This window comes from Mesorhizobium sp. (assembly GCF_017306585.1).
Taxonomy (GTDB): Bacteria; Pseudomonadota; Alphaproteobacteria; order Rhizobiales; family Rhizobiaceae; genus Mesorhizobium.
In genome coordinates, this window is the sequence record NZ_JAFKIC010000216.1 from 1 (window position 1) to 23,533 (window position 23,533).

Consider the following 23,533-nt stretch of genomic DNA (forward strand, 5'->3'; position numbering starts at 1 on the left):
AACCTGGCGCCGCCCCTCATCCGTCACTTCGTGACACCTTCTCCCCGTGAAACGGGGAGAAGGAAGAACCGGCGCTTACTTCGCGGCGCAGAGCTTGTCGCGCGTGGTCGACATCGCGGCGGCGGCTGAGAAGCCGTAAGGCTCGATGATCTTAGCGAACTCGCCCGACTTCTTCATCTTGGCGAGTTCGACGTCGAAGGCGTCGCGCAACGCCTCGTCGCCCTTCTTGAAGGCGGCGCCGTCGCAATAGACCGGCGCGCCCTGCACCGGCGCGATGACTTCGAGGTTCGGATCGTTGGCCTTTTTCATCAGGTCGTTGATCGACAGAACCGGCAGCGAGTAGGCGTCGATACGCCCGTCCTGCACCATCTTCAGGCCGCTCTGGCCGTCAGGCACGACGATGACGCGATCGCGCGGCACGCCGGCGTTGAGCGCGAGCTTCTCCTCGGTACCGCCGCCCGGAGCGCCGATCGTCGCCGACGTGTCCTTGGCGACGTCCTCGTAGCTCTTGAAGCCTTTCGGATTGCCCTTCTTCACCAGCATCGCCTCGGCGTCGCACAGCACGGGCTCGGAATAGGCGACCGCCGCGCAGCGCTCCGGCTTCATGAACAGGCCGGCGGTGACGACATCAAAGCGGCCGGCCTGAAGGCCCGGAATCATGGCGCCATATTCGGAGATCGAGGCGACGACATCAGCGACGCCGAGACGCTTGAAGATCTCGCGGGCCACATCGGGCGCCGCGCCTGACACCTTGCCGTCGGCGGCGACCGCCGTGTAGGGCGGCTCGTTGGCAATGGCGAGGCGGGCGAAGCCCTGCGCCTTCAACTGCTCGAGCTTGCTGTCGGCGGCCGAGCCCGGGATCGAAGCGGCGAGAACCGCCGTCAGTGCGAGACCGGCGACGCCGGCCAGAATGCCAAGTTTCTTCATTGTTCCCAACTCCTTGTTTCTTGTCTTGGTTTGCTCGTTCATCCGGACGATCTCGCCGTCCGTGACATGGCGGTCAGACGCGATGTCCGGCCGCGATGATCTTCTTCAGGAAGCCCTGCGTGCGTTCCTGCTTGGGATTGCGGAAAATCTCGTCGGGCTTGCCTTCCTCGACGATCCTGCCGCGATCGAAGAACAGCACGCGGTCGGCGAAGTCGTGGGCAAAACCCATCTCGTGCGTGACCAGGAGCATGGTCATGTCGGTCTCCGCGCAGAGCCGCCACAACACATTCAGCACCTCCTCGACCAGTTCAGGGTCGAGCGCCGAGGTCACCTCGTCGAACAGCATGATCTTGGGCTGCAGGGCGAGCGCCCTGGCAATCGCCACGCGCTGCTTCTGGCCGCCCGACAGTTGCGCCGGCATCGCCTTGGCCTTGTCGGCCATGCCGACCATGTCGAGCAGTTCCATCGCCCGCTTCTCGGCGGCGGCACGTGGCGTACCTTTGGTCAGCATCGGCGCGAGCGTCACATTGTCGATGACGCTCTTGTGCGGGAACAGGTTGAAGAGTTGGAACACCATGCCGATCTTCTGCCGCATCCTGGCGAGGTGCCGCTCGTCGGCCGGCATCAGCTGGCCGTTGCGCTCCATGTGGTAGAGATGCTCGCCATCGACCTGGATGTGCCCGCCATCGATGCGCTCCAGCGTCATCAGGATGCGCAGGATCGTCGTCTTGCCCGAACCTGAAGGCCCGATCAGCGCCAGCTTCTCGCGCGGCATGACCTGCATCGAAAGTCCGTCCAGCACCTTGAAGGCACCGAAGCTCTTCGAGATGGCGTCGACCTTGATGATGGGCGCGGTTGTGGACAAGTGAATTTCCCCTGCTGGAGAAGCCTGTTCCCTTAACGATGGGGAACGCGCCAAATCATGTCAATTGGGAAAATAATATCATGACAATATTTCCCATTCCGCACAATTCCTGGGCAACCAGTGCCGAACAGTGCGCCGGAATTCGGGGCAGGCCGGGCCGGGAATGGGAGGCTCCGAGAACCGGAACGGAGCGTACTTTTCGTACGTGAGGACCGGAAGCGCCTTTCGCGGGCCGGCATCACCCGAATAGCGGTGCGCTCGCTAGATTGCGAGCAAGAGATGCTCCGGGTCGCCAAGCAACAGCTTGGTCACAACGCCGAGGCCGGCGCGGAGTTCCCCCTCGGTGGTCGACCCCAGCGAGATGCGCACCGCCGGATGCCAGGGCGCGTCAGAGATGCGGAAAGAGGTGCCGGGCGCGATCGCCACGCCCTGCAGGCGAGCCTGGGCGACAAAGCTTTCCTCCGCCCGGTCGGCCGGCAATTGCAGCCAGATATGCAGTCCGTCGCGCCGGCACCGATAATCGACACCGGCCAGCACTTCGGCGGCGATATCCTGCCGCCGCCGCAAGGCGGCGCGCTGCCAGCGCACCAGTTCCATCGCAGTGCCGTCGGCCACCCATTTGGTGGCGATCTCGGCCACCATCGGCGTCGCCATCCAGTTGGAAACCAGGTGCCGGTTGGCGACGGCCGCGACATAACGGTCGGGAGCGGCGAGATAGCCGATGCGCAGACCCGGCACGGTGATCTTGGTGAAGGAGGTGACGTAGAGCGTGCGTTCCGGGGCAAAGGCGGCGACCGGCGGCGGCCGGTCCTCGACCAGCGGACCCAGCACGTCGTTCTCGATGATGGCGATGTCATGTTTGCGCGCCACCGCCGCGATCTCACCGCGCCGCGCCGCATCCATCAGCGTTGCCGTCGGGTTTATCACCGAAGGCTGCACGAAGACGGCGCGAATGTCAGAGAGCCGGCAAGCCTCGTCCAGCGCTTCCGGAATCAGGCCATTGCCGTCGATCGGCAGGCCCTGGAGGTTGAAACCGAGATAACGGGCAAGCGGCACGAGCGTGTGGTGCCCGATCGCCTCGGTGGCGACGGTGGAGCCCGGCGGCGCCACGCTCATCAGCGCCACCGTCATGCCTGCGGTCGCGCCATTGGTGAGGCTGATATTCTGCGCGGAAGCGTCCAGCCCGCACAGTCTCAGCCACTCCACCGCCACGGCGCGGTGGCGCGGAAACACCATGTTGGGTCGGAACGACAAGGCCGAGCTCGACGGCAGGTTTTCGGCGAGCCAACCCAGCGCCTGCTTCATGCGGTCGAGATGCATCGGCTCGCACACCGGCTTCAGGATCGAGAGGTCGATGACTTCGCCGAGACGCTCCGGCAGATAAGGCGGCTCCGGTTCGCGGCGCTGCGTCTGGACAAAGCTGCCGCGGCCGATTTCTCCGGAGATCAGGCCGCGCCGGATCAGTTCCTCATAGGCGCGGCTGACCGTCTGTACCGACAGCTTCAGATCATCGGCCAGCCGGCGATGAGTCGGCAGCCTTGCGCCATTGGCCAGGCGCCCGTCATGAATGGCGCGCGCGAACTGGTCCGCGAGCGATTGATACGCTGGCCGCCTGATGAGCGCAGGATCGGGTTGCCACAATGTCATGACTTATTAGAGATCGAAATCAGTGCAATTGACAATCGAAATAATGCGCCATCATGGTAGTGTGGACGAAAAAGTGAGCCGGAATGACTGCCGCTAAACTCGACCCGATCGACCTCAGGATCCTCGACGCCATCCAGCGTGACGGACGCATCACCAAGCTGGCTCTGGCCGAGCAGGTCGGGCTGTCGCCGACACCCTGCTGGATGCGGCTGCGCAAGCTGGAAAAGGCCGGCATCGTCTCGGGCTACCATGCCCGTATCGCCATGCGGGTCGTGGCGCCGGTCGCAACGGTGCTGATGGAAGTGACGCTCGCCAGCCACCGCCAGGCCGATTTCGACCGTTTCGAACGCGCCATTCGCGACATCTCGGAAATCGTCGCCTGCTGGTCGGTCGGCGGCGGCGTCGACTATGTGCTGAAGGTGATGGCGCGCGACATCGACGCCTATCAGCGGCTGGTCGATGACCTGCTGCAGCGCGAGATCGGCATCGACCGCTACTTCACCTACATCGTCATCAAGACGGTGAAGGACGATATCGCCTTGCCGATCGCCGACCTGCTGCCGGCGTCGACGTAACGCTGGAGAGATCGTCTCACCGGGCGACGCAATAGAGAGATTCTCTCTATCTGCGAGCACCCAAACAGCCTCTCTGTCTGCCCACGACGGATAACCTCCCGCCATGAAACCCAACCGGGAGGCTTCGACCATGTCCGCGCACTTCGCCCGCCCGCATCGCCATGAAGCACTCGACCGGCTCGCCGATCGCCGGCTGCTGCGCGAACTCGCCTATGTCGACGGCCACTGGACCGCGAGTGAACCCGCCGAAAGTTTCGAAGTCACCGACCCGGCGACCGGCATCACCGTCGCCTTCGTCGCCGCGCTCGACGCCCGCCAGACGGCAAGGGCGATCGATGCCGCCGCGCGCGCCCTGCCGGCCTGGCGATCGCTGTTGCCGCAGGAGCGGTCCAGAATTCTGCGAAAATGGTTCGAGCTGATCATCGCCGCGAAAGACGACCTAGCGCTGCTGATGACGCTCGAACAGGGCAAGCCCCTGAAAGAGTCGCTCGGCGAGATCGACTACGCCGCCTCCTTCGTCGAGTGGTATGCGGAGGAAGCCAAACGTTTGAACGCGGAAAGCGTCACCAGCCACCTGCCCCATGCCGAAATGATGGTGCGGCGTGAGCCGCTCGGTGTGGTCGGCGTCGTCACTCCGTGGAATTTTCCCTCGGCGATGCTGACCCGCAAGGCGGCGGCGGCGCTTGCCGCGGGTTGCACAATCGTCGCGCATCCATCATCGGAGACACCGCTTTCGGCGCTGGCGCTGGCCGAGCTCGGCGAGCGCGCCGGTTTGCCGCCGGGCGTCTTCAACATTGTCACCGGCAAGGCGGCGACAATCGTCGGGCGCCTCTGCGAGGACCCGCGCGTACGCGCCATGAGCTTTACCGGCTCGACCGAAATCGGCAGGCTGATCGCCGCGCAGAGCGCGCCGACCATGAAGCGGCTGGTGATGGAACTCGGCGGCCACGCGCCGCTGATCGTTTTCGCGGACGCCGATGTCGACAGAGCGATTGATATCGCCATCGACGCCAAGTTCGCCACCTCGGGCCAGGATTGCCTCGCCGCCAATCGCATCTATGTCCAGCGACCGCTCTACGATCGCTTCTGCGCCGCTTTCGCCAGACGAATCGAAGGCTTACGGACCGGCAATGGCCTTGCCGGCGAAATCGATATCGGGCCGCTGATGCATGAGCGTGCGGTCAAGAAGGTCGAGGAGCAGGTCGTGGATGCCATAGCTCATGGCGCGCGCTGCCTTGCCGGCGGCGGACGGCATCAGGCCGGACCGCTGTTCTTCCAGCCGACACTGCTTGCCGATGTCGCCGACACGGCACTGATCATGCGGGAGGAAACCTTCGGCCCCGTCGCTGCCGTAACGCCGTTCGACAGCGAGGACGAAGTGATCGCCCGCGCCAACGACACCGAATATGGGCTGGTCGCCTATGTCGTGACCGAAAACGGCGCACGCCAGCAGCGCATGGGCCGCGCGCTTGACTATGGCATGGTGGCCATCAACCGTGTGAAGATCACCGGCGCGCCGATCCCCTTCGGTGGCGTCAAGCAATCCGGCATCGGCCGCGAAGGCTCGCGCCACGGGCTCGAGGCTTTTACCGATCTCAAATATCTCTGCCTGGACGTCGCATAAGCGCCCGGCAATTTTTCAAGGAGTCCAAAGATGCTCGACCAATCCAACGAACTCAACGCCTGGGATCGCGACCACTTCTTCCATCCCTCGACCCATATGGGCACGCATGCGCGCGGTGAATCGCCGACGCGGATCATGGCTGGCGGCGAAGGCGTCACCGTCTGGGACAACAATGGCAGGAAGAGCATCGACGCCTTTGCCGGACTCTATTGCGTCAATGTCGGCTATGGCCGGCAGAAGATCGCGGATGCCATCGCCGCGCAGGCCAGCAACCTTGCCTATTACCATGCCTATGTCGGGCATGGCACGGAGGCCTCGATCACGCTGGCCAAGATGATCATCGACCGCGCACCCAAGGGCATGAGCCGGGTCTATTTCGGCCTCTCCGGCTCGGATGCGAACGAAACCAACATCAAGCTGATCTGGTACTACAACAATGTGCTCGGCCGGCCGGAGAAGAAGAAGATCATCTCGCGCTGGCGCGGCTATCACGGCTCCGGCGTGATGACGGGATCGCTGACCGGGCTCGAACTCTTCCACAACGCCTTCGATCTGCCGCGCGCGCCGGTGCTGCACACCGAAGCCCCCTATTACTTCCGCCGCGCCGACCGCTCGATGAGCGAGGAGCAGTTCTCGCAGCATTGCGCCGACAAGCTGGAGGAAATGATCCTCGCCGAAGGTCCCGAGACCGTTGCCGCCTTCATCGGCGAACCGATCCTCGGCACCGGCGGCATCGTACCGCCGCCAGCCGGCTACTGGGAGAAGATCCAGGCCGTGCTGAAGAAGTATGATGTGCTTCTGGTCGCCGACGAGGTGGTGACCGGGTTCGGTCGGCTGGGCACCATGTTCGGCTCCGACCACTATGGCATCAAGCCGGACCTGATCACCATCGCCAAGGGCCTGACCTCGGCCTACGCGCCGCTGTCGGGCGTCATCGTCGCCGACAGAGTGTGGCAGGTGCTGGTGCAGGGATCCGACAAGCTCGGCTCGCTCGGGCACGGCTGGACCTATTCGGCGCATCCCATTTGCGTCGCAGCCGGCGTCGCCAATCTCGAACTCATCGACGAGATGGACCTGGTGAAAAATGCCGGCGAGACTGGCGCCTATTTCCGCGCGGAGCTGGCCAAGGCCGTCGGCGGCCACAGAAATGTCGGCGAGGTGCGCGGCGACGGCATGCTTGCGGCGGTCGAGTTCGTGCGGGATCGCGACGATCGCGTCTTCTTCGATCCGTCACTGAAGATCGGGCCGCAGATCGCCACCGCGCTCGCGGCAAGCGGCGTCATCGGCCGCGCCATGCCGCAGGGCGACATACTCGGCTTTGCGCCGCCACTCTGCCTGACGCGCGAGGAGGCCGACATCGTCGTTTCGAAGACCGCCGACGCGGTGAAAAGCGTGTTTGCCAATCTCTGAGAGCAATTCATGAATGCCATGACCAGAACCGTCCCCGCCACCATGGCCGCCGTGCTGCTTACCGGCCACGGCGGACCGGAAAAGCTCGTTTACCGCACAGATGTGAAAGTGCCCTCGCCGGCGCCTGGCGAGGTGCTGGTCAAGGTCTGCGCATGCGGGATGAACAACACCGATGTCTGGGTGCGCCAGGGTGCCTATGGCACAGAGGAGGATGCGGGCGCTGTCTCTACATGGCGGCGCCAGGGCAACACCCTGACCTTCCCGCGCATCCAGGGCACCGACACAGTGGGCACCGTTGCTGCCGTCGGCGAGGGCGTTTCGCCTGATCGTATCGGCGAGCGGGTGATGGTCGATTTCTCCATCTATAATCGCGACGACGATTCGTTGGCCGATATCGACTATATGGGCCATGGCCGCGATGGCGGTTACGCCGAATACCAGGCGGTGCCGGCGGAGAACGCGCATCTCGTCGATACGACGATGAGCGATGTCGAACTCGCCACGTTCTGCTGCGCCTACCTGACCGGCGAGCAGATGCTGGAGCGGGCCGCGCTAAAGGCCGGTGAGCGCGTGCTCGTGACCGGCGCTTCCGGCGGCGTGGGCTCCGGCATCGTTCAGCTGGCACGGGCGCGCGGCGCCATCCCGTACGCCGTTGTCGGCAAGGGCAAGGAACAGGCAGTGCTCGACGTCGGCGCCGAAGCCGTCATCACACGCGGCGTCGCCGATCTGCCTCGCGCCGTGGCCGAGGCGACCGGCGGGCAACCGATCGACGTCGTGGCCGACCTCGTCGGCGGCGCGATCTTCAATGATCTGCTGCGCATCCTGCGGCCCGAGGGCCGCTACACCACGGCCGGCGCGATCGCCGGCCCGGTGGTCCAGCTCGATCTCAGGACCATGTATCTCAAGCAGTTGCAATTGCATGGCTCAAGCCAGGGCACGCGCGCCGACTTCCGCCGCATCGTGCGCTATATCGAGGAAGGCAAGGTCCGGCCGCTGGTCGGCGGCGTCTACAAGCTCTCCGACTTCCGCCACGCTCAGGCCGACTTCGTCGCCAAGGATTTCGTCGGCAAGCTGGTCGTGGTGCCAGACGCTGTAGCCGAGCGATCCGCGTAGGCGGATGGGGCGAATCCACGCCAGTCCGCGCCTGTCACAATCGGAATGACTTGCAGTCCGGCCTGCAAGCCGCCACAAACTGTGACGCCCGCCACATCCCCGGTTCCGGGCATTTGCCACAGGACACAGGCGAGACATGACAGCCCGCATCATATTGCTCGACGCCAAGCCGCTCGGCGTCGCCGACGTCGCCGAGATCGCACGGCGCAACGCCAGGCTGATGCTGGGCGAGGAGGCGCTGCGCCGCATCCGCGCGAGCCGCTCTCTCATCGAACACCTGACGGGGCTCGGCAAGCCGATGTACGGCGTCACGACCGGCCTCGGCGCCTGCGTCGACACGCCGCTTGCGCAGGCCGACCTGATTGCCTTCCAGCACAGCGTGCCGCTCAGCCACAGCATGGGCATCGGCCCGGCGCTGCCCACCGAGGCGGTGCGGGCGCTGATGACCGCGCGCATCTCCGGCATGGCCGCCGGCGGCACCGGCACGTCCGAACGCGTGGTGATGGGCCTGCTGGCAGCGCTCAACGCCGGCGTCCATCCGGTGATCCCGACCTGGGGATCGGTCGGAGCGGCCGATCTTGCCCATCTCGGCCATATGGCAAGGGCGCTGCGCGGCGACGGCGAGAGCGAATTCCAGGGCAGGATCATGCCCTCGGCAGAAGCGCTGGCGCTCGCCGGGCTGGAGCCGCTCGACCTGCGCGAAAAGGACGGCCACGCCATCATCGTCGCCAACAGCCTTTCGACGGGTACGGCATGCCTTTGTCTCGAAGACGTCGCCAACCTGATCGACTGGGCGCTGGCGGCCGTGGCGCTCAATTACGAGGCGTTCCGCTCCTCCCTGACCGCGATCGACGCGGATGCGCTCGCCGCGCGGCCGGCCTTCGGCCAGCAGGAGATCGGCGCGCGGCTACGCAGCGAACTCGCCGGCAGCGGGCTGTGGAAGGACAAGGCGGCGCGGCGCCTCCAGGATCCGCTCAGCTATCGCTGCGTGCCCCAGGTCTGGGGCGGCCTGCTCAATGCATTCGAACAGGCCAGGCTGGCGACTGAGATCGAGCTGACCCATTCCGGCGACAATCCGGTGATCCTGGCCGAGGACGAGCGGGTGGTTTCGAACGGCAATTTCGACCTCACGGCGATGACGCTGGCCTGGGAACAACTTGGCCAGGCGCTGGCGCATTGCGCGGTCGGCACCGCCAATCGCTGCATGAAACTGATGTCGCCGACTATTGCCGAGTTACCGCGCTTCCTGTCGGCCCGGGGCGGCAGCCGCCAGGGCTATGCGGAACTACAAAAGCCTCTGTCCGCACTTGAAGCGGAAATCCGGCACCTGGCCAATCCGATGTCGCTCAGCCCGCTGGCGATTTCGGACGGCATCGAGGACCAGTCGTCGATGGCGCCACGCGTGGTGGCCAAGACGGCCGAAATCGTCGAGCGGATGCGCTATCTCGTCGCCATGGAGCTGATTTTCGCGGCGACCGGCGTTGAGTTGCGCGGTGTGGTCGACAGTATGGGGGAAGGCCCGAAGCGCACCTTCGCCGCTGTCCGCTCGCTCGTCGCACCGCTCGACGACGACCGCGAGATGAGCACCGACATGACGCGGATGGCGCGGCTGGTGGCCGGCCCACGGGGACTGAACGGCTAAGGCGCCGCCTCGCACCGTCAGCCGTTCGCCACGCGGGTACGCTGCGCGTCTTCCCTCACGGCGGAGGGCGCCACTCCATAGCGCTTCCTGAAGGTACGGTTGAAATAGGAGATATCACCGAAACCGACGTCATAGGCCGTGGCCCCTATCGGATGGGCGGGGCCGTTGCGCAACAGCAGCTTGCGCGCTTCGTCCAGACGCCGCTCCAGAAGATATTTCGAAAAGGTGGTTCCTTCGCGCTGAAACAGTTTCTGAACGTATCGCGGCGTCACGTTGAGTACGCCAGCTACCCGGGAAACGTCCAGGTCGCCGTCGCGCAGGTGATCGTCGATATACCGCTTCACAGGCAGCAGCCGGTCGGGGTCCGGCACCGATGGCGTTTCCAGATAGGCGACAACCAGCGGGAGGATCTCGTTGAAATGGGCATTCGCCATCTCGGCCTCTCCCGCCGAATGTGGACCGCGCATCAGCAGATAGGCGCCGTAGGTGATCAGAAGCTGAAGCGGCGGGAATGTTCTCGGGATCGGCCGCAGCATCAGCCTTGAAAGCGTCGCGTCCGCAATGCGGAAGGCTGCCGCGGGCAGACTGCCGCAATCGAGCCGGCCGCCCTCGGGCAGGTGCCAGCAATACGGCAACTCGCCTGACACAAACAGAAAGTCGCCAAGCTCGGCTTCCACCGCTTGCCCATCCTGCTCGACGATCAGGGGGCCTTCCATGCTTCGCAGCATCAGCACCCTGCCCGAAGCCGGCGTGCCCGAAGCCTTCAGGCGCAGCGGCGACGGCGGGAAGAAACATGTCATCACACTCAGATCGGCCAGGCCACATCTGACGCCATGCATGCTGGAGAGCACGCCTCTCTCCGTCTCGATCGTGGCGTTTCCGATAATCGCGGACAAATGAGCGACGCAAAGCCGGCGGGCTTCGGCGTCGTCGTGGCCGGCCATGTCGAAACTGACCGGGCTGGCGCCACTGGTGGTCGCGGGCGTGTGATATAACTGCAACATTCTGGATCTGGACGGCCTGAGTTCGTTTCCAGCAGTGCCGGCTTCGCTTTCCCCCAAGCGCTCCACCACCCCTGGCCAATAACATGAGTAATTGAGACATATTTATTCGATCCGGGATGGACGAGCCAGCGATTTGTGGCTCGTCCATCCCGGATGGCAAATTTTGGGGGTGCCATTCATGTATCGCAGACTGCTCGCGGGGACCTGCCTCGCAATGCTTCCATTTGTTTTCTCGACGCATTCCGTGCACGCCCAGGACGAGGCGAAACAAGCGCCCGCCACACAGCTGAAGACGATATTGGTCACGGCGGGCCGGACCGAGCAGCCGATTTCCAGCATTCCCGGCTCGGTGCAGGTCATCGAAGGCGATGAACTTGCCGACCAACTCAAGCTGACCAGCGACGCGGCAACGCTGATCTCGAAGCTCGTGCCCGGCTTCTCGATCGCCAATCAGACGATCTCCGGCGCCTCGGAAAGCTTTCGCGGACGTGGCGTGCTTGTGCTTGTCGACGGCGTCGCCCGCAACACGCCGCTGCGCGATGTTTCACGCACGCTCTCGCTGATCGACCTCGGCAAGGTCGAGCGCATCGAAGTCGTCAACGGTGCAAGCAGCCTCTACGGCTCCGGCGCGACCGGCGGCACCATCAATTTCATTACGCGCCGTGACGCGTCCGACACGCCGACGGTCACGGTGGAGACGAAGGTCAAGGCATTCACTGCCGATGTCGGCAAGTCGGCGGCGCCGGAACTGTCCGTCAGCGCTACGCAGAAGGTCGGCAAGTTCGATTATCTGTTCTCGGCGAGCGGGCAGCGCACACGAAGGACCTATGACGGCTCCGGCCGCGAACTGCCGTCCGATGCGATGCTCGGACAAGGCGGCGGCGACCGCACGGATTTCGGCAACCTCTACGCACGGCTTGGATATGAGGATGGCTCGCGCCGCTTCGAGGTGTCGGGCGAACTGGTGCGCATGGAGCAGAACCCGGACTGGTTCACCAATTTCCTGGCGACGCCCGCCGTGCCGGACTTCACGGCGCCCTATACCGGCCAGTCCGTCATGGAGAACTCGAAATATTTCACCGCGCGCTACACGGACACGGCTTTCGCGCTCGGCTCGCTCGAGGTGAAATCCTTCTACAACGACATGGAAAAGCGCTTCCCGTTCTCGCGTTTCGATCCGTTCGTGAACAATCAGGTCTACTATTCCGGCAATCCGCTCAACCCGCAGGCCAGCTTTGCCCAGACCACGCTTTTCAGCCGGCGCGCGGGAATCAACGCGACAGTCGAAACCCCTCTCGACATGCTGCTGGAAGGGTCGACGCTGACATGGGGTCTGGACTTCGTCCATGACAATACCTTCCAGCAACTGGCCAATGGCTGGGACGTCATCAGCCCGATGAAGCAGAATTCGGTTGCCGGCTTTGCGCAGTTGCAGGTGCCGGTGACCGATCGGCTGCGTATCCAGGGCGGGCTGCGTTATGAGCGCTTCTTCCTTGACATCGAGGATTTCAATCGCCCCGCCATCTTCTACATCAACAGGCCCTACCCGGCGATCAACGTCATCGGCGGCTCGTTCGACTACGACAATCTGACATTCAATATCGGCGGCACATTCGACCTGACGCCGGACGTCCAGCTGTTTGGCGGCTTTTCGCAAGGGTTCTCGCTTACCGATATAGGCAGTTTCACACGTCGGGCCGGCGCCAACAGCAACGCCGAACTCTGCGATGCCTATGGGGCGCTGGCGTGCCCCGGCGCCGGTGCGCCAGATTACACGGTCAGTTACGCCGACATCGCGCCGAGCCCACAGGTCGTCAACAATTACGAAATCGGCATCCGCGGCGGAGAGGCCGACTATGGCGGTTCGCTCTCCGCATTCCTCTCCACCTCCGACCAGGGCGTCAATTACGACATCGCCTCCAATCGCGTGTCGCAGCAGAAGGAGGAGATCTGGGGTGTCGAGGCAACGGCCTGGTGGAACCTGACCGGCAACATCACCGTCGGCGGCATACTGGGCTATACGGAAGGCCGCTATGACAAGGACGGCGATGGCAAGATCGATTCCTGGCTGCCGAATAACAGGATAGCCACGCCGGTGCATGGCACGGTCTACAGCACCTATGTGTTCGACAACGGTCTCAACCTTCGCGGCGAGGTTCAGTTCTTCACCGGCCGCGACAAGATCGCGACGGTGCCCGAGATCAAGGGTGCGGCCCTGGTCAACGTGCTGGCGAGCTACAAGGTCGGCAAGGGCGATCTCAGCTTCGGCATCGAGAACCTGTTCGACACCGACTACATGAACCCGACGGCGAGCGCCACGCGCAACAACGTTGTCAACGGTTTCGGCCGCACGGTCTCGCTCGGCTACAAGGTCACCTTCTGAGATGATCAGCCTGGAGATGCACGAGGGCGGGATCATCGACCTGCGGCTTTACCCACCGCATGCGGAGACCGACGAGGCCGACTATCTCGACGCACTCGACCGCATCGGCCGCCTCGACGGCCCCTACGCCATCGTCGTCGACATTGCCGGAAGCTCCCACCTTTCCCGGGAGGGTGAGGTTCGCCAGGCGGCATGGGCAAAGGCGACGCGGCAGCGCATCTCGACCTCGTGCCGGGCGCTGGCGCTGGTCCGCGAAAATCCCAATCCAAGGACGCGCCAATCCTTCGAGCGCCTGTGGTCGATTCCGGTGCACGTTACCCGCGACCGCGAAGAAGCATGCCAGTTCGCCGCCAGGCACCTTGGCGCGGCGGTCCGACCATGACGGATCTCGCATCACAGGCATCCGCAACAGCCGTCGGCCAGGACGCCTCGGGTCGCTTGCGGCTTTTCGCTGTCCTGGCAGGGCTCTACCTTGCACAGGGAATTCCCGGTTACCTGCTGGTTGCCGCCGTACCGCCGATCATGCGCGAGCTCGGCGTGTCGCGAACCGCCATCGGCATGCTTGCCATACTGATGATCCCGCTCACGGTGAAGTTTCTCTGGGCGCCGCTCGTCGACAGGATCAGACCCATGGCGATCGGACATCGCCGTGGCTGGATTTTGCCGACTCAGATCGGGACGGCGCTCGCCATAGCGGCCCTCGCCCTGTTTGATCCAACCGACCTGAAAGCCATCTTCGCCATAGGCCTGGTGATCGCCATCCTGACATCGACGCAGGACATCGCCACGGACGGTTACGCCACGCTGGCCCTGAGGCAGGAGGACCGCGCCATGGGCAACGCCATCCAGGGCGGAGCAGTCGCCTTCAGCGTCATCATCGGCGGCACGGTTTCGCTGCTGCTCTATGGCTGGGTCGGCTGGCAGGCCATGGCGCTGACGATCGCCGCGATTTCGGCGGTGCCGCTGGTCGCAATCGCCTTCATGCCGGAGGATACGTTCACCAGGAGCGAGCAGCCGAAGGCAAAGCCTTCACTATCCAGCTTCCTCAAGCGGCCGCAGGCCGTAACGGTCCTGATGATCGCCCTGACCTACCGCGCCAGCGAAGGCCTGGTGAAGTCCATGGAAGGCTCTTACCTGGTCGATGCCGGGCTGCCCTTGTCGGCGATCGGATATCTGAGCGGCGTCTCGGCGGCGACGGCCGGCATCGCCGGCTCCTTCATCGCGGCGATGCTCGTTCGACGCTCCGGTGCGAGCGCTACGCTGCTGTTGCTCGGCACGCTGCGGACGATCTGCTTCCTGCTGTTCGCACTCCACGCCGCAGGCCAGTTGACGGGGATATGGACGCTGCTTGGAGCGGCCGGGTTCCAGACCCTGATCCGCTACATGGAGATCGTCGCGCTCTACAGCCTGTTCATGGCGGTGTCGTCCAAGGATCAGCCTGGAACCGACTTCACCATCCTGTCCTGCGCCCAGATCATCGTCTATCTGGTCGGCTCGATGATGGCGGGGGCGATTGCCGACCGCGTCGGCTATTCCGTGCTCTTCTTCGCGGCCACGCTCATTTCAGGCCTGGCCGTGATCCTGACTGTCCACCTCCTGTCGAAGCTTGCGGCGAAAGGCGGCCGGCAAACTGCAACCTGAGAGTACGCGCACGACCTGAAGCCATGCGCCCGATCCTACTGGTAAGGCCCCCGAAGGTTCAGTTTCTCGGCGAGAAGGCAGAAGCGGTCGATCAGCCGCACAAGCTCTTCGCCCTGTTCGGCGACGATCTTGCCCTGCTCGGCGGGCCGCAGGTCCGACAGCCGCTTCCACAGTCCGGCTTGCCGTTCACAGAGATCCGCGAGTTCAGAATAGTCAGCGGCGATCAATTTCAGAAGGTCGCGTGCCGTCACCGGTCCGATACCTGACGGCGCGGTGGCCCCCGTGGAAACATAGCCCGGTGGCACGGTGCCTTTGGCATTAGCCACCTGCTTGCGTCCGATGACATCGAATATCTGGTCGACGGCTTGTTTGGCCCCGGTGACGCGGGAGGGATGATCGGTGTCGGCGGCGGCGTGTGGGAGAAGCTCGAGCTTGCCGGCATGCTTCTCGACGAGAGCGAGATAGGGCAGCATGGGGCCGGACAGGCTGCCGGTCGAGGCATCGCTGAAGAGGTCGGCATCGATGGCCGCGTGGCGCACCTGTCCGACGTCGAGCGCCTGGCCAAGTGCCACGACATCGACGAGTTCGCCGCGATCATAGTTGACCAGCACCGCGCCCCTGTTCATGCGAGACAGGACATCCGCGCCGATGAGCCCCGCATTGGCGTAGCGGCCGGTCTGCGGGTCCTGCTTGCCCAGGCCGACATGGACGCTGAGCACGTCGGCGCCGTCGGCCGCGTCGCCGAGGTCCGCCGCATAGGCAAAGCCTTCGGCTTCGATCCAGTCGCGATGCCGGGGCCGCGCGTGGATCACCACGTGCATGCCGAAGGCGCGGGCGAGCTTGGCCACCTCGCGGCCGATATTGCCGTAGCCGATGACGGCAATCGTCTTGCCTTCGAGCTTTTCCGTGGGGAAATCGCGCAGTTCTCGGCCGGTGTCGAAGGCGCCCCGCGCCACGCGGTCGTGAAGCAGGTCGACCGGAAGATCCGGCAGCACTTTCAGGATCGCCTTCATCACCATCTGCGCCGTCGCGCGGCTGTTGATGCCCGGCGTGTTCATCAGCACCGCGGTGCCGCCCTCGCCGCTGCCGCCACCCCAGGAACGCGAGCCCATATTGCCGGTGCCAGCGCCGATGCGCACGCCAGCCAGCGGGAAGACTGTTTCAGCGGGCAGAAAGGTCGCGGCGGCGATGACGGCATCATAGCGTCCGTCACCGGCGGCCTCGATCAGCTCTTCACGGGTGCTGAGGTCCGGCTGATAGAAGAAATGCACATGGCCGGGCTCGAGCCCCGTTTTGTCGCCAAGCGGTGCTGCGTGAAAGCGGCCACCCCTGGCTTCGATGTAAGCGCGCACTTCGCCGGGATCAGGCTTGCCGTCGGGGCCGAAACGCAGGCCGACCAGGTCGCAGATCAGCACGGTATGGAGGCTATTCGGATCGATCCACCCGGCCGATTCTGTCTTGGCTTCTCCGGTCACGTCGCTTCCTCCTGCAAGAGCGGGTCAATGTCAGTGATCACCGGCAAGGGCGGCTCCCAAAAGCCGCCCCCGCGCCAATGCCACTACCTGCAAGGTATCAGCGGGCAAGGGTCTGAGATTAATCGAAGGCGGCAGCGCGATTGCAGGCTGCGACACGGGCCGGGCGCTCAACAATGCCACCTGCGAAACACATTGCCACTTTCAGGCACAGTGCGATGCCGCCATTGGCCTCTTGAAGGAGCAAGCCGCAAGCGCGTAAAATCCCGCTATCTGATTGAGTCTGCTACATTCGCCCGGGCTAATGTCCGGTTCGGTCTGGATATTTTCCTTGCAAACGGATGCAACCAGCAGCGCCCAGAAGCGCGGCAAATCGTTTGCCCATGTGGCGGAAGCCTCCTGGGGAAAAGGCCTCAGCACCTTGCTGCGCATCGTACGCATGACGCTGCGCCATCCCTGGCAGGTGGCTATCACGCTCATCTCGACCTTCATTGCGGCAACGCTGCAGCTTTTCATTCCACGCCTGCTCGGGCGCGCTATCGACCAGGCGCAGGGCGTCATGGCCGCCGGCACCGGCGGCGCCGCCGAGCAGGCGTTATGGAACACGGCGCTGACGCTGCTCGTGGTCAGCATCCTGCGCGGTCTTTTCACCATGGCGCAGAACTATTATGGCGAGGCCGTCGGCCACCGAACCGGCTACGAGCTGCGGCTCGCCTTCTACGAGAAGATCCAGCGGCTGAGCTTCTCCTTCCATGACCGGGTCCATACCGGCGATCTCATCACGCTCGGCCTGCTCGATCTCGACGGCGTGCGCATGTTCTTTTCAACCGGCATCCTGCGCGTGGTTCTGCTCGGCGTGCTGATCGGCGTCGGCGCCTATCTCCTGATCAGCACCGATCTCGTGCTCGGGCTGCTCAGCCTCAGCTTCGTGCCCTTCGTCGCCTGGCGCTCCTCGGTGACCCAGCTCAGGCTGCGCAGCACCTGGCTGACCCTGCAGGAGCGCCTGTCGGTGCTGAGCCGGGTGATGGACGAGAACCTTGGCGGCATCCGCGTCGTGCGCGCCTTCGCGGCACAGCTTCATGAGCTGGCGAAATTCGATCGCGCCAAGCAGGCCGCGCTGGAGCTGGCCAACGAGCGCGTCGACATCCGCGTCTCCAACACCAGCGCCATGAACTTCTCGTTCCTGGCCGCCATGGGCCTGGTGCTGTGGTTCGGCGGCCAGAAGGTGATCGCGAGCCAGATCAGCGTCGGCACGCTGGCCCAGTTCCTCACCTTCATGACCATATTGCAGATGCCGGTGCGCCAGCTCGGCCTGATGGTGAATTCATTCGCGCGCGCCTCGACCTGCGGCACGCGGCTGTTCGAACTGCTCGACACCGAACTCGACATCAAGGACGCGCCCGATGCCAGGGAGCTCAAGATTACCGACGGCGTGCTGCGGTTCGACAATGTCGGCTTCGGATACGCGGCCGCCGGCGGTCGCCCGGCGCTTTCCGGCATATCCTTCGAGGCCAGGCCCGGCGAGACCATCGGCATCGTCGGGCCGCCGGGAAGCGGCAAGTCGACCATCGCGCATCTGATCCCGCGCTTCTACGACGTGACCTCGGGCTCGATCACCATCGACGGCCAGGACATCCGCAACGTCACGCTGCAATCGCTGCGCAAGGCAGTCGGCGTCGTGCAGCAGGACGCGTTCCTGTTCACCACCTCGATCGAGAACAACATCGCCTATGGCAATCCCTGGGCGCGCGAGACCCGCATTGGCCAGGCCGCCGAATACGCGCAACTGCACAATTACATCATCGGGCTTCCCTCAGGCTATACGACGGTGGTCGGCGAACGCGGCGCGTCGCTTTCCGGCGGCCAGCGGCAGCGGCTGACCATCGCGCGCAGCCTGATGCTGCGGCCATCGGTGCTGGTGTTCGACGATTCCACGGCGGCCGTCGACGCCGGGACCGAGCAGCGTATCCGCGCGGCGATGAAGCGCTTCGCAAGGGATCGCGTGACGCTGATCATCTCGCACCGGCTGAGCTCGCTGATGCATGCCGACCAGATCCTGTTCATCGAAGGCGGCCGGATCGTCGAGCGCGGCACGCATGAGGAATTGCTGGCGCTCGGCGGCCGCTACCGCGCGCTCTACGACCTGCAGCTGCGGCCGGACGAAGATCGGCTCGAGGGAGCCGCCTGATGTCGACGCAGGATGGCGACGAGAAGGAAGACAGAAGCGGGCGGCCGACCAAGGCGGTCGTCGGCTCGCATCGCGATGAGGAAGAGGTCTTCGGCAAGGCCTACGATCCGCGTATCGTCAGGCGGATCTGGAGTTTCGTCAGACCGTACCAGGCGCGGATATTCATCTCGGTCGCGGCGGTGCTGGTATTCACGCTGACACAGCTGGCGATCCCGCTGGTCATCCGCTACGCCATCGACCACGGCATGGCGCCCGGCAAGCTGGACCGATCGGTGATGATCTGGTCGATCGTCGCCTTCACCGTGATCATCCTGATCAACTACGCGGCCAGCCATGTGCAGGAGAGCGTCGTCGGCAAGGTCGCCGAGAATGTGCTGTCCGACCTGCGCCGCGCCATGTTCAGCCATCTGCAACGGGTCTCGCTCAGCTTCATGGACAAGACGGAGGTCGGCCGGCTGATGTCGCGCCTGCAGGGTGACGTCAATTCGATGCAGGAGTTTCTCGAAACCTCCGTCATGTCGGTGGGCGACATCGTGCTGTTGTTCGGTATCGTGACGGTGCTGCTGTGGCTCGACCTGCGGCTTGGGCTGCTGACGCTCTCGACCATGCCAATGCTGTTCATCGTGCGCCTGTTCTGGCTGCCGCGCGCCAAGGTCGCCTTCATGGCCGCGCACGAGACCAACTCCATCGCCAATGGTGCTTTGGCCGAAGGCATCCATGGCGTGCGCACCGTGCAGAGCCTGGAGCGCCAGCACGTCAATTTCGACCTCTATGACGAGAAGGTGCTGGCCAATCTCAACGCGCATCTGCGGTCGGCCAAATACGCGCAGGTGATGGTGCCGATCGTCGACACGCTGACCGGCATCGCCATGGCGACCGTCATCGTCGTCGGCGGTTCGATGGTGCTGTCGCACAGCCTCGATATCGGCGTCATGGTCGCGTTCCTGTTCTATATCCAGCGCTTCTTCGACCCGATCCGCTCGCTCACCATGCAGTATTCCGTCATGCAGCGCGCCATGGCCTCGGGCCAGCGCATCTCCGAGGTGCTCGACGTTCCCGTGGATGTCAGCGACAAGGAAAACGCGATTTCGCTGTCGCGCGACATGGACGGTTCTGTCGAGTTCAGAAACGTCACTTTCGGCTACCGGCCGAACCAGCCGGTGCTGAAGAACATCTCCTTCCGTGTCAATCCCGGCGAGACGGTGGCGCTGGTCGGCCCGACCGGGTCGGGCAAGTCGAGTTCCATGGCGCTGGTGCACCGCTTCTACGACGTGTGGTCGGGCGAAGTGCTGGTCGGCGGGCACGACGTGCGGGATCTCACGCAGGATTCGCTCGGCGACCAGGTAGCCATGGTCCTGCAGGAGCCGTTCCTGTTTTCGGGCACCGTGCTTGAGAACATCCGCTATCACAAGACGTCGGCTACGCGCGAGGAGGTGGTTCGCGCCGCCCAGGCGGTCGGCGCCCACGAGTTCATCGAGCATCTGGCTGACGGCTACGATACCGAGCTCGAGCAGCGCGGCGGCAATCTCTCGCTCGGCCAGCGCCAGTTGATCAGCTTCGCCCGGGCACTGGTGGCCGACGCCAAGATCCTGGTGCTGGACGAGGCCACGGCCAGCATCGATTCCTACACGGAAATGCTGATCCAGAAGGCCCTGGTGAAGCTGCTCGAAGGCCGAACCGGCCTGGTGATCGCTCACCGCCTGGCCACGATACGTGGCGCCGACCGCATCATCGTCCTGCAGAACGGCGAGATAGTCGAGAGCGGCAACCATGAGCAGCTCATGGAAAGAAAGGGCCTCTACGCCCGCCTCTACAACATGAACTATGCCTCCTTCGACGACATTTCCGAGGAGGACATCGGCATGGACGCGGCGGTCGGCAAAGCGACGTGACGTGCAGGCAAGGTGGGACAGCGGGCCGCCTGCGGCTCAGTCCGGGCTTTTTCCCGACCGCCCGGCATGGCCGCTGACCTGCGCGCCATCCTCCACATGCAGGAACAGGAAGCCGGGGATCGAAAGCAGGGGAATGACCGCGGTCAGCAGGAACACCTGGTGAAAGCGTTCCGGCGTCAGCACATGCCCCTCGCCCGCGATCAGGCCCAGCAGCATGGCGGCGATCGAAACGCCAAGTGAAACGCTGAGCTGTTGCAGCACGCCGCCAAGGCTGGTGGCGCGGCTGAGCCTGTCGGCCGGCAGATCGGCATAGGACAAGGTGTTTGAAGTCATGAACTGGGCCGACCGGACGATACCGAACAGGAAGACATAGAAGCCGATCAGCCAGTGCGGCGTGTCGGCGCTCATCAGGGCGAAGCCCGCCACGGTGGCCGAACCGATCACCGCGCTGCCGATCAGCACGACGCTGAAACCGAAGCGCCGCAGCAGCGGCGACAGCAACGGCCGCATAAGCAACGCGCCAAAGCTGCCGACGAATGTCAGCGAGCCAGAGGTAACCGGGCTCATGCCGAAGCCGACCTGCAGCATCAGCGGCACGAGGAACGGCACGCCGTTGAGGCCGACGCGGCACAGGCCGCCCGCGAGGGTACCGACCCAGAAGGAGCGAAACCGGAACAGCGTCAGGTCGACGGCCGGCGCCGCGACGCGGCGCGCATAGCGCCCGAAGGCGAGCAGCAGCAGGATTGCCGCGGCGAGCACCAGCACCGTCGCGAACGACGGGATGATCGGCCGGCCGATGTTCTCCAGGCCGAACTGGAGAAGCGCCACACCGATCCCCACCATCAGGAAACCGGGGATATCGAAGCGCTGCACCGTCTCGCCATGGAAATCATCGACGAAGCGCAACGCCGCAAGGATGCCGATGCAGCCGAACGGCACGTTGACATAGAATATCCAGCGCCAGGACGCGTAAGTGGTCAGCAGGCCGCCGAGCAGCGGCCCGATGACCGGCCCCATGATGGCCGGCAAGGTCATGTAGGTCATGGCGGTGATCAGCCCGCTGCGCGGAAAGCTGCGCAGCAGGATCAGCCGCCCGACCGGCGTCATCATGGCGCCGCCCAGCCCCTGCAGGCCGCGCATGACCAGGAGCATGCCGAAACTGTCGGCCATGCCGCACAGCGCCGAGCCAAGAGTGAAGGTGAACAGCGCCAGCGCGAAAACCCTCCGCGCGCCGAATCTGTCGGCGAACCAGCCGCTGACGGGGATGAACACGGCGAGCGTCAGGATGTAGGTGGTGATCGCCAGGTTCAGCCGGACCGGCGTCGTGTCGAGGCTTTGCGCGATCGCCGGGATCGCGGTGGTTATGATGGTGGAATCGAGCTGCTCCATCAGGAAGGCGATGGCGACGATGATCGGAATGATGAGCCGCAGCCTGGGATCGCGCTCGGTGGCAAACTGAGGCTGTTCCAATGCTGTCGCCAATTCCGTCATGCAGATAGCTTATGTGTTCCAGCGGAGGTGCCGCACCGTGGTTTTGGGCAAGAGCGCCTTGCTCTGCCGGCCAAGGCCCGATCATGCGATCGTCTTATGGTCCGACAAATAGGCCAGGAGTAGTTTTTTCCATCGCGGTGGAAGTCAACTAATCTTGACCGGCGCGAGCGGCTGCAAGGCACGTCCCTGCGATATGGTCACGAGGCGACTGTGGACACGCTGTGCTTCAGTTCCCGTTCTCCCGATATTGTGAAGGAAACGTGTGCGGCGAAAGCCCAGGTTCTTCCCATATCTCCTTGAAGGGAAAGGAGACACGCTCATGCAAAGGCAAATCGTACTGCTTGGTTCCGTGGCACTGATGCTGGCCGGCGCCATCCCGCTTGCCACCGCCGCCGATGCGGCCGTCATGAAGCACCATAGGCACCATCTTGTCCGCGCCAGCGCCCATGACGAAGCTGGCTATGTGGACGCCACGAACCGTGGACATGAACGCCGTGGCGGCTGGTTCGGCGGCTGGACGGCCGAGAACTCGACCAGCGACCAGGGATGGATGGACAGCTTCTACAATGGCTACGGCAGCTATCGCGGCCAGCCCGGCGACATCTGTGGGACCATCGAGTGGACGGTTGGCCTCTGCGGTCCTCACGGCCCGTGATCGGCGACTCCGTCACGCCTGCCAGGCTTGAGACATTCCAGGAAAGCGTGAGACGGCTTTCCGGGAAAAGCGCGTGACGCTTCCCTTGAGAACCTTTTAAAAATAAAGAGTTAGCTGACGAGTAGTTCACCGGACAGCTCGTCGCGATTGTGCGACACCGTTCGATCCCCGTCCCGATTTCGTGAAGGAACGTGTGCACCGACAAGGCCGTTTTTCTCCCATGCGAGATATCGCAAACAAGTGGAGTAACCCTCATGAAACGGCAATTGATACTGGCAAGCTCGTTCGTACTGGCGTTGGCTGCCAGCGCGATTTCATTCACCGGCGCGGCCGACGCCGCGGTCTTCAGGCATCATGGCGGCGGCGGTCATGCCATGAACCATTTCCGCGGCAACCATTTCTACGGCGGGCATCGATATGCCTATCGCCGTGGCTATGGACGGCATTGGGCTGGCGGTGGCTGGAGAGGCGGCTATTACGGCGGCTACTATGACTATTGCGGGCCTGTTCAACTGGCGCTCGGACTCTGTGTCCCTTACCGCCCCTATTATTATGGCCCGTTTGGAATCCTCTGATCCCCATTCCACCATGGCGCCTTAGACAAGGCGCCATGGTCTGATGGCATCAGAGTTCGACAGACCGGATGCTAGGCTATTTCGGGACGCTTTGACGCCTCGCGGATCGCCTTGTGCACGTCGCGCTGCAAATCCATGAAGGCCGGGGTTTCCATCACCTCTTCGCGGCGCGGGCGCTCGATGCCGACATTGAAGGTCCGCATGATGCGCCCCGGGCCGATCCCCATGACGACGATGCGGTCAGACAGCTAGACCGCCTCCTCCACATCATGGGTGACGAACAGCCCTGTCAGCCTGTGTTCTTCCCAGATTTGGGTCAGCAGTTCCTGCATCTGGTGCCGGGTCAGGGCATCGAGCGCGCCGAAGGGCTCGTCCATCAGGAGCATCTTGGGACGGTAGGAAAGCGCACGCGCGATGGCGACGCGCTGC

The 23,533-nt window shown here is 64.1% G+C and carries 17 protein-coding genes and 2 pseudogenes; 12 read left to right on the plus strand and 7 right to left on the minus strand.

What is annotated here, in order from left to right; genetic code table 11:
* Positions 1 to 75 precede the first annotated feature (75 nt).
* From ehuB to J0I79_RS26555, 3 genes are all read right to left on the minus strand, one after another.
* Positions 76 to 927, minus strand: coding sequence for an ectoine/hydroxyectoine ABC transporter substrate-binding protein EhuB (ehuB, locus tag J0I79_RS26545; RefSeq protein ID WP_292866450.1), 852 nt, complete (start codon positions 925 to 927; stop codon positions 76 to 78).
* 73 nt (positions 928 to 1,000) lie between these two features.
* The gene (gene ehuA / locus J0I79_RS26550) at positions 1,001 to 1,792 is read right to left on the minus strand and encodes an ectoine/hydroxyectoine ABC transporter ATP-binding protein EhuA (RefSeq protein ID WP_292866453.1); all 792 of its coding nucleotides are present in this window, start codon (positions 1,790 to 1,792) and stop codon (positions 1,001 to 1,003) included.
* Positions 1,793 to 2,053: 261 nt separating this feature from the next.
* On the minus strand, positions 2,054 to 3,439 hold the full coding sequence (locus J0I79_RS26555; RefSeq protein ID WP_292866456.1) for a PLP-dependent aminotransferase family protein: 1,386 nt from the start codon (positions 3,437 to 3,439) through the stop codon (positions 2,054 to 2,056).
* Between the two features lie 83 nt (positions 3,440 to 3,522).
* Here J0I79_RS26555 and J0I79_RS26560 point away from each other — a divergent pair, with 83 nt between their 5' ends.
* From J0I79_RS26560 to hutH, 5 genes are all read left to right on the plus strand, one after another.
* Entirely contained in the window at positions 3,523 to 4,014 is a 492-nt protein-coding gene (locus tag J0I79_RS26560; protein ID WP_292866459.1) for an Lrp/AsnC family transcriptional regulator, read from the plus strand.
* Between the two features lie 130 nt (positions 4,015 to 4,144).
* A complete protein-coding gene (locus J0I79_RS26565) occupies positions 4,145 to 5,638 on the plus strand; it encodes an NAD-dependent succinate-semialdehyde dehydrogenase (RefSeq protein WP_292866461.1) in 1,494 nt (497 codons plus the stop codon).
* 30 nt (positions 5,639 to 5,668) lie between these two features.
* Entirely contained in the window at positions 5,669 to 7,048 is a 1,380-nt protein-coding gene (locus tag J0I79_RS26570) for an aspartate aminotransferase family protein (RefSeq protein ID WP_292866464.1), read from the plus strand.
* Positions 7,049 to 7,057: 9 nt separating this feature from the next.
* Positions 7,058 to 8,161: an alcohol dehydrogenase family protein gene (locus J0I79_RS26575; protein WP_292866467.1), complete on the plus strand. Its 1,104-nt coding sequence runs from the start codon at positions 7,058 to 7,060 to the stop codon at positions 8,159 to 8,161.
* A 136-nt stretch (positions 8,162 to 8,297) separates the two neighbouring features.
* A complete protein-coding gene (hutH, locus tag J0I79_RS26580; RefSeq protein WP_292866470.1) occupies positions 8,298 to 9,803 on the plus strand; it encodes a histidine ammonia-lyase in 1,506 nt (501 codons plus the stop codon).
* A gap of 17 nt (positions 9,804 to 9,820) precedes the next feature.
* Here the strand turns inward: hutH and J0I79_RS26585 are convergent, their stop codons facing one another.
* A complete protein-coding gene (locus tag J0I79_RS26585) occupies positions 9,821 to 10,876 on the minus strand; it encodes an AraC family transcriptional regulator (protein WP_292866472.1) in 1,056 nt (351 codons plus the stop codon).
* A gap of 145 nt (positions 10,877 to 11,021) precedes the next feature.
* On the opposite strand from J0I79_RS26585, the gene J0I79_RS26590 reads away from it, so the two are divergent.
* The 3 genes from J0I79_RS26590 to J0I79_RS26600 are packed head-to-tail and all read left to right on the plus strand — an operon-like array spanning position 11,022 to position 14,831.
* Entirely contained in the window at positions 11,022 to 13,190 is a 2,169-nt protein-coding gene (locus tag J0I79_RS26590; RefSeq protein WP_292866474.1) for a TonB-dependent receptor, read from the plus strand.
* Between the two features lies 1 nt (position 13,191).
* Complete coding sequence (locus tag J0I79_RS26595; RefSeq protein WP_292866476.1) at positions 13,192 to 13,572, plus strand: hypothetical protein; 381 nt, start codon at positions 13,192 to 13,194, stop codon at positions 13,570 to 13,572.
* Positions 13,569 to 14,831 (plus strand): RhtX/FptX family siderophore transporter, encoded by a 1,263-nt coding sequence (locus tag J0I79_RS26600; protein WP_292866478.1) that lies wholly within the window; start codon positions 13,569 to 13,571, stop codon positions 14,829 to 14,831. Before J0I79_RS26595 ends, J0I79_RS26600 begins: the two co-directional genes overlap by 4 nt.
* 35 nt (positions 14,832 to 14,866) lie before the next feature.
* Here the strand turns inward: J0I79_RS26600 and J0I79_RS26605 are convergent.
* Positions 14,867 to 16,306, minus strand: a pseudogene (locus tag J0I79_RS26605) (NAD(P)-dependent oxidoreductase); the annotation flags it as partial.
* A gap of 328 nt (positions 16,307 to 16,634) precedes the next feature.
* Here J0I79_RS26605 and J0I79_RS26610 point away from each other — a divergent pair.
* Both J0I79_RS26610 and J0I79_RS26615 read left to right on the plus strand, forming a co-directional pair.
* Positions 16,635 to 18,491 carry an ABC transporter ATP-binding protein gene (locus J0I79_RS26610; protein WP_292866482.1) on the plus strand — a complete coding sequence of 619 codons (1,857 nt, stop codon included), beginning with the start codon at positions 16,635 to 16,637 and terminating at the stop codon, positions 18,489 to 18,491.
* Entirely contained in the window at positions 18,491 to 20,383 is a 1,893-nt protein-coding gene (locus tag J0I79_RS26615; RefSeq protein WP_292866484.1) for an ABC transporter ATP-binding protein, read from the plus strand. The genes J0I79_RS26610 and J0I79_RS26615 overlap by 1 nt, the downstream gene beginning before the upstream one ends.
* Before the next feature lie 36 nt (positions 20,384 to 20,419).
* On the opposite strand, the gene J0I79_RS26620 is transcribed toward J0I79_RS26615, so the two are convergent.
* Positions 20,420 to 21,853 (minus strand): DHA2 family efflux MFS transporter permease subunit, encoded by a 1,434-nt coding sequence (locus J0I79_RS26620; protein ID WP_292866486.1) that lies wholly within the window; start codon positions 21,851 to 21,853, stop codon positions 20,420 to 20,422.
* A 340-nt stretch (positions 21,854 to 22,193) separates the two neighbouring features.
* Between J0I79_RS26620 and J0I79_RS26625 the strand changes: the two genes are divergently transcribed.
* Together J0I79_RS26625 and J0I79_RS26630 are read left to right on the plus strand one after the other, a co-directional pair.
* Positions 22,194 to 22,529 (plus strand): hypothetical protein, encoded by a 336-nt coding sequence (locus tag J0I79_RS26625; protein ID WP_292866488.1) that lies wholly within the window; start codon positions 22,194 to 22,196, stop codon positions 22,527 to 22,529.
* 254 nt (positions 22,530 to 22,783) lie between these two features.
* Positions 22,784 to 23,104, plus strand: a complete 321-nt coding sequence (locus J0I79_RS26630) for a hypothetical protein (RefSeq protein ID WP_292866489.1) — start codon at positions 22,784 to 22,786, stop codon at positions 23,102 to 23,104.
* 71 nt (positions 23,105 to 23,175) lie between these two features.
* Here J0I79_RS26630 and J0I79_RS26635 read toward each other — a convergent pair.
* Positions 23,176 to 23,533: pseudogene (locus J0I79_RS26635) on the minus strand (ABC transporter ATP-binding protein); the annotation flags it as partial.

Coding starts and splice junctions, on each gene's coding strand:
- hutH (WP_292866470.1), top strand. CDS start 8,298: ATGACAGCCCGCATCATATTGCTCGACGCCAAGCCGCTCGGCGTCGCC.
- J0I79_RS26560 (WP_292866459.1), top strand. CDS start 3,523: ATGACTGCCGCTAAACTCGACCCGATCGACCTCAGGATCCTCGACGCC.
- J0I79_RS26590 (WP_292866474.1), top strand. CDS start 11,022: ATGCTTCCATTTGTTTTCTCGACGCATTCCGTGCACGCCCAGGACGAG.
- J0I79_RS26615 (WP_292866484.1), top strand. CDS start 18,491: ATGTCGACGCAGGATGGCGACGAGAAGGAAGACAGAAGCGGGCGGCCG.
- J0I79_RS26565 (WP_292866461.1), top strand. CDS start 4,145: ATGTCCGCGCACTTCGCCCGCCCGCATCGCCATGAAGCACTCGACCGG.
- J0I79_RS26600 (WP_292866478.1), top strand. CDS start 13,569: ATGACGGATCTCGCATCACAGGCATCCGCAACAGCCGTCGGCCAGGAC.
- J0I79_RS26630 (WP_292866489.1), top strand. CDS start 22,784: ATGAAACGGCAATTGATACTGGCAAGCTCGTTCGTACTGGCGTTGGCT.
- J0I79_RS26625 (WP_292866488.1), top strand. CDS start 22,194: ATGCAAAGGCAAATCGTACTGCTTGGTTCCGTGGCACTGATGCTGGCC.
- ehuB (WP_292866450.1), bottom strand. CDS start 927: ATGAAGAAACTTGGCATTCTGGCCGGCGTCGCCGGTCTCGCACTGACG.
- J0I79_RS26555 (WP_292866456.1), bottom strand. CDS start 3,439: ATGACATTGTGGCAACCCGATCCTGCGCTCATCAGGCGGCCAGCGTAT.
- J0I79_RS26575 (WP_292866467.1), top strand. CDS start 7,058: ATGAATGCCATGACCAGAACCGTCCCCGCCACCATGGCCGCCGTGCTG.
- J0I79_RS26595 (WP_292866476.1), top strand. CDS start 13,192: ATGATCAGCCTGGAGATGCACGAGGGCGGGATCATCGACCTGCGGCTT.
- J0I79_RS26570 (WP_292866464.1), top strand. CDS start 5,669: ATGCTCGACCAATCCAACGAACTCAACGCCTGGGATCGCGACCACTTC.